This is a genomic window from Actinomycetota bacterium (assembly GCA_040757835.1).
Classification (GTDB): domain Bacteria; phylum Actinomycetota; class Geothermincolia; order Geothermincolales; family RBG-13-55-18; genus SURF-21.
Map to the genome: position 1 here is coordinate 58807 of JBFLWJ010000018.1, position 4212 is coordinate 63018.

Consider the following 4212-nt stretch of genomic DNA (forward strand, 5'->3'; position numbering starts at 1 on the left):
CGATATTGACCAGGCTGGGATGGAAGCCTTCGGAGATGGAGAAACCGGTGGAGGAACTGCCGCCGTTGCCCGAGATCCCCATGGTGGAGGAAGAGGTCCCGGTCGCGGAGATGGCCGCGGTCGCCGCGGAGCCGGAGGCGGAGAAGGCCGAGACCGGCAGGGCACGCCAGCTCATCGCGGAGGCGAAATGGGAACAGGTGGTCACTCTCGGTGCGGATGCCCTGGAACCTTTGCTGGCGGCCCTTGGGAAGGACGATCCCGACATGCGCCGCGGCGCCGCATGGGCACTGGGGGTGATCAGGGACAGGCGGGCTACGAGGCACCTTATCGTGGCCCTGGTGGATACGGATACTTCGGTGCGGCGAGGCGCGGCGTGGGCCCTCGGGGTCATCGGTGATCTCGATGCCACACAGGCGCTTACCGCTTCCCTCTTCGACAACGATCCCGAGATGAGGCGGAAGACCGCCTGGGCGCTGGGTGAGATCGGGGATGAGGCAGCCATCGAGCCGCTCGTGGAGGCGTTGGATGACGAGGACGAGGACGTAAGGCGCGTGTCGCTCCTGGTCCTGGAGAAGCTCGGTTGGAAACCGCCCGATGAGGCGGAGGAAATACGCAGGCTCGTCGCAGATCGCGAGTGGGACCGCCTGGCCGGTCTGGGTAACGTGGCCGTGGATTCACTTATAGAATCACTGCAGGCTGGAGATGGGGAGACACGACTCAAGGCCGCCTGGGCCCTTGGTGAGATAGGAGATCGCAGGGGGCTGGACACCCTCATATTCTCCCTCAAGGATATTGAGGCCGCGGTGCGTGCGAAAGCCGCATGGTCATTGGGCAGGCTGGGAGACGAAGCCGCCGTTGATGCGCTGATCTCGGTCCTCGAGGACGAGGATGAGGTGGTCAGGTCGGCGGCTTACGACGCGCTCCAGGTCCTGGGGTGGGAGCCGCCACTGGAGGAAGTCCCGGCGGCGGAGATACCAGCAGCCGAGGAGGTCGCGGCCCCCGCGGCTCCGGGGTTCTTCGATACTGCGGTGCCGGAGCCGGTGGTGGAGGAAGTCCTCGAATCCCCCTTCGCGGAAGAAGAAGAGGAAGCTGTCGAGGCCGCGGCGCCCGAGCCGGCCGAGGAGGTTTTCGTCGAGGCACCGGTCGAGGTCGAGGAAGCGGTCGAGGCCACGGTACCCGCCCCGGTCGCGGAGGAAGTAGTCGAAGCCCCGGCGCCGGAGCCGGTGGCGGAGGAAGTCCCCGAATCCCCCTTCGCGGAAGAAGAAGAGGAAGCTGTCGAGGCCGCGGCGCCCGAGCCGGCCGAGGAGGTTTTCGTCGAGGCACCGGTCGAGGTCGAGGAAGCGGTCGAGGCCACGGTACCCGCCCCGGTCGCGGAGGAAGTAGTCGGAGCCCCGGCGCCCGAGCCGGTTGAAGTGGAGGAAGTGGTCGAAGCCCCGGCGCCCGAGCCGGTTGAAGTGGAGGAAGTGGTCGAAGCCCCGGCGCCCGAGCCGGCCGAGGAGGTTTTCGTCGAGGCACCGGTCGAGGTCGAGGAAGCGGTCGAGGCCCCGGTACCCGCCCCGGTCGCGGAGGAAATAGTCGAAGCCCCGGCGCCCGAGCCGGTTGAAGTGGAGGAAGCTGTCGAAGCCCCGGCGCCCGAGCCGGTTGAAGTGGAGGAAGCTGTCGAGGTGCCTGTACCAGAGGAAATACCCACAGCGGCCTATACGCCGTCCGGCGAGGCGGACCGGCTGATAGCGGACCGCCGGTGGGCCGATGTTGCGGAGCTCGGAGAGGCTGCCATACCGTCACTGATGCGCACCCTGGCCAGCGCGGACAACGAGGCGCGCAGGCAGGCGACGGCGGTCCTCGGGATGCTGGGGGACGCGAGCGCCACTGATGCCCTGGCCGTAGCCCTCGATGATGCCGATGCGGAAGTGAGGCGCAAGGCGGCCTGGGCCCTGGGAAGGATCAAGAGCGACCGTGCATTGCAGGCCCTGCGCAAGGGACTCGAGAGCGATTACAGCGACGTCCGAGCCAAGACGGCGTCCATCCTCCACGAGCGGGGCTGGAAGCCGGCCGCGGGCGACGAGGAAGCCGTATATTACATCGCGGGCAGGAAGTGGGACAAGGTCGCGGAACTGGGAGAGACGGCCGAAAAACCCCTTGCGGCCAGGCTCAACGATGCGGACCCGCAGGTGAGGGAAGAAGCACAGTGGCTGCTCGGCGAGATCAAGAGCGCCAGGGAGATGCGGGATCTCTTCAAGAGCCTGGAGAGCGATTAGGGCTCTATCTACTTATATCTGCGCACCGAGGCGAACATCGCCTTCACGTTCTCCGGCCTCGCGTCCGCGGGGATGGTGCATCCGGAGCTCAGGATAAATCCGCCGTCCCGGCCCAGCTCGGTGATGAGCCTGCGGCAGTATTCGTCCACCTCGTCCGGCTCCCCCAGCTTCAGCAGCGCCGCCGGGACGTCCCCCATGATGCACATGTGGTCGCCCAACTGCTCCTTGGCCGCGAAGATATCCGAGGTGCCGTCCAGGTTGAGGATGCACTTGCCCCGGGGCAGGCTCTTGAGGTAGGGAAAGAAGGCCGTCCAGTCGCTGTCGAAGTGGAGAAGCGGCGTGACCCCCCTGCCCACCCAGTACTCGCACATCTCCTGCCATTCGGGGAGGGCGAACTCCTCGAACTGCTTCGGGCTGAGGCTGGAAGCGCTGGTCCTGGTCCCCCCCATAAAAACGCGTTTCAGGCCGCTCAGCCTGACCATCATCGCCCCCTGCAGCTGCATGGTCTTCATGAGGGCGCGGCTGGCCGCCTTGACCTCCTCGGGGTGGCGGAAGAGGTCGAGGATGAAATCGTTGAAGGAGCGCATGAAGAGCGAGATGTATTCCAGGGGGGTGAAGACGATGTTATAGGCAACCATGGACTCGACGCCCTCCCGCTGCCACTGCCTCATGGACCTTCTGGCCCTGAAGATGTCCGTGCCTACAGCCGCGAGGGTCTTGAGCATCCCGACCGGGTTGCCCAGTTGCGGGTTGGAGAGCCTCATCTTGTCCAGGATCCAGCGCAGGGCCCCCCGTTCCCGTATCTGCCCGTATTCCTCCCACCCCATCACCGTCTTCTCGACGAACTGGAACTGCCCGTCCGCCGGGACCCCGTTCACGCCGGGCATGACCGGCGGGGTGGGGAAGAGCACCTGCATGATCCGGCCCAGGCCGGCGTAGGAGAGGTTCTGGCCGTCGATGGGGCCCAGGTCGCGCAGGGTCCTCTCCAGGGCGCCGTCGGCTTTCGAGATATCGAAGAGCATCTCGTGCTGGTTGATGCCGCCGTAGCGGCCGGCGAAGAAGTCGATGATGGGCACCACGGGCACCCGGTCCGGCTTCCCCATCCTTATCGCGGTCTCGATGCGTTCCTGCGAGGTCATACTCGCCACTTTTTTACCTCCCTGCCCTTTTGGCCCGCCGGCTCTGCCGCCCGTCCGGACCGTGATTGCCTGTCCCGCGATTTTAACCGTATCCAGCCCCAGGAGGGAAGGGGCTTTCGTACATTCTTTCGCGATCTATCTTCTTTATCACCGGGCCGCCCCGCCGTCACACGGCAGAGCCTTCATACTCGCGGTCAATGGAACGGACGGGCAAGCCGGGCAAACGCAAGCGGCCTTAGGGCGGTGGGGCAGCACCTCAAAGGACTGGAATATGCGCTGGTCGCCGATTTGTTGTAAAATAACCGTACAAATAGATGGATGCGATCCTTTAGGCTCATGGGGGATTACTGCTTGAAGTCCCGCCCGAGGGATCTACGCGTGATTATCATAGATGAGGGGGAATTCTATGATAAGTTAGCTTCCTCTGTTCCGGTGCAAGCCGTCTTTCGGCTTGCCTGTAAAGATCGCCGGCGGCTTATTTCTTACAAATGTTTTGGGGGGGATCGCAATGAACAAGTACGCGAAAAGTGCCATCCTGGCGCTGGTCCTGGCCGTGGTGGCATTCTTCTGGATCTGGGGCTTCGACTGGCTGGGGGCCAAGGCCTACTGGGTGATGCTGGTGACCTTCGGGGTGTGCATCGCCTACGGACCGGCCCTCACCAAATCCCTGCCCTGGATGACCCTGGGAGGGGTGGTGGGGGTGCTCCTGGGCATGCTCACCTTCTACCTCTTCATGCTGGTGTTCCCGCTGTACTACGGCCTCTCGGTGGCCATCGCGGGCGCCATCTTCATCCTGGCGGCCGGGCTCATCTCCA

General features: G+C 64.7%; 3 protein-coding genes. 2 read left to right on the forward strand and 1 reads right to left on the reverse strand.

Annotated features, from left to right (window positions below; genetic code table 11):
- Window positions 1–2258 (forward strand): HEAT repeat domain-containing protein (locus AB1384_12990; GenBank protein ID MEW6555187.1); only part of this gene is annotated, 2258 nt, incomplete at its 5' end.
- 8 nt (window positions 2259–2266) lie between these two features.
- Here the strand turns inward: AB1384_12990 and AB1384_12995 are convergent.
- Entirely contained in the window at window positions 2267–3397 is a 1131-nt protein-coding gene (locus tag AB1384_12995; GenBank protein ID MEW6555188.1) for a uroporphyrinogen decarboxylase family protein, read from the reverse strand.
- 508 nt (window positions 3398–3905) lie between these two features.
- Here AB1384_12995 and AB1384_13000 point away from each other — a divergent pair.
- A partial coding sequence (locus AB1384_13000) for a hypothetical protein (protein MEW6555189.1) occupies window positions 3906–4212 on the forward strand: 307 nt, incomplete at its 3' end.

Excerpts from the sequence above, each read along its gene's own strand:
- AB1384_12995 (MEW6555188.1), bottom strand. The coding sequence starts at position 3,397 with ATGACCTCGCAGGAACGCATCGAGACCGCGATAAGGATGGGGAAGCCG.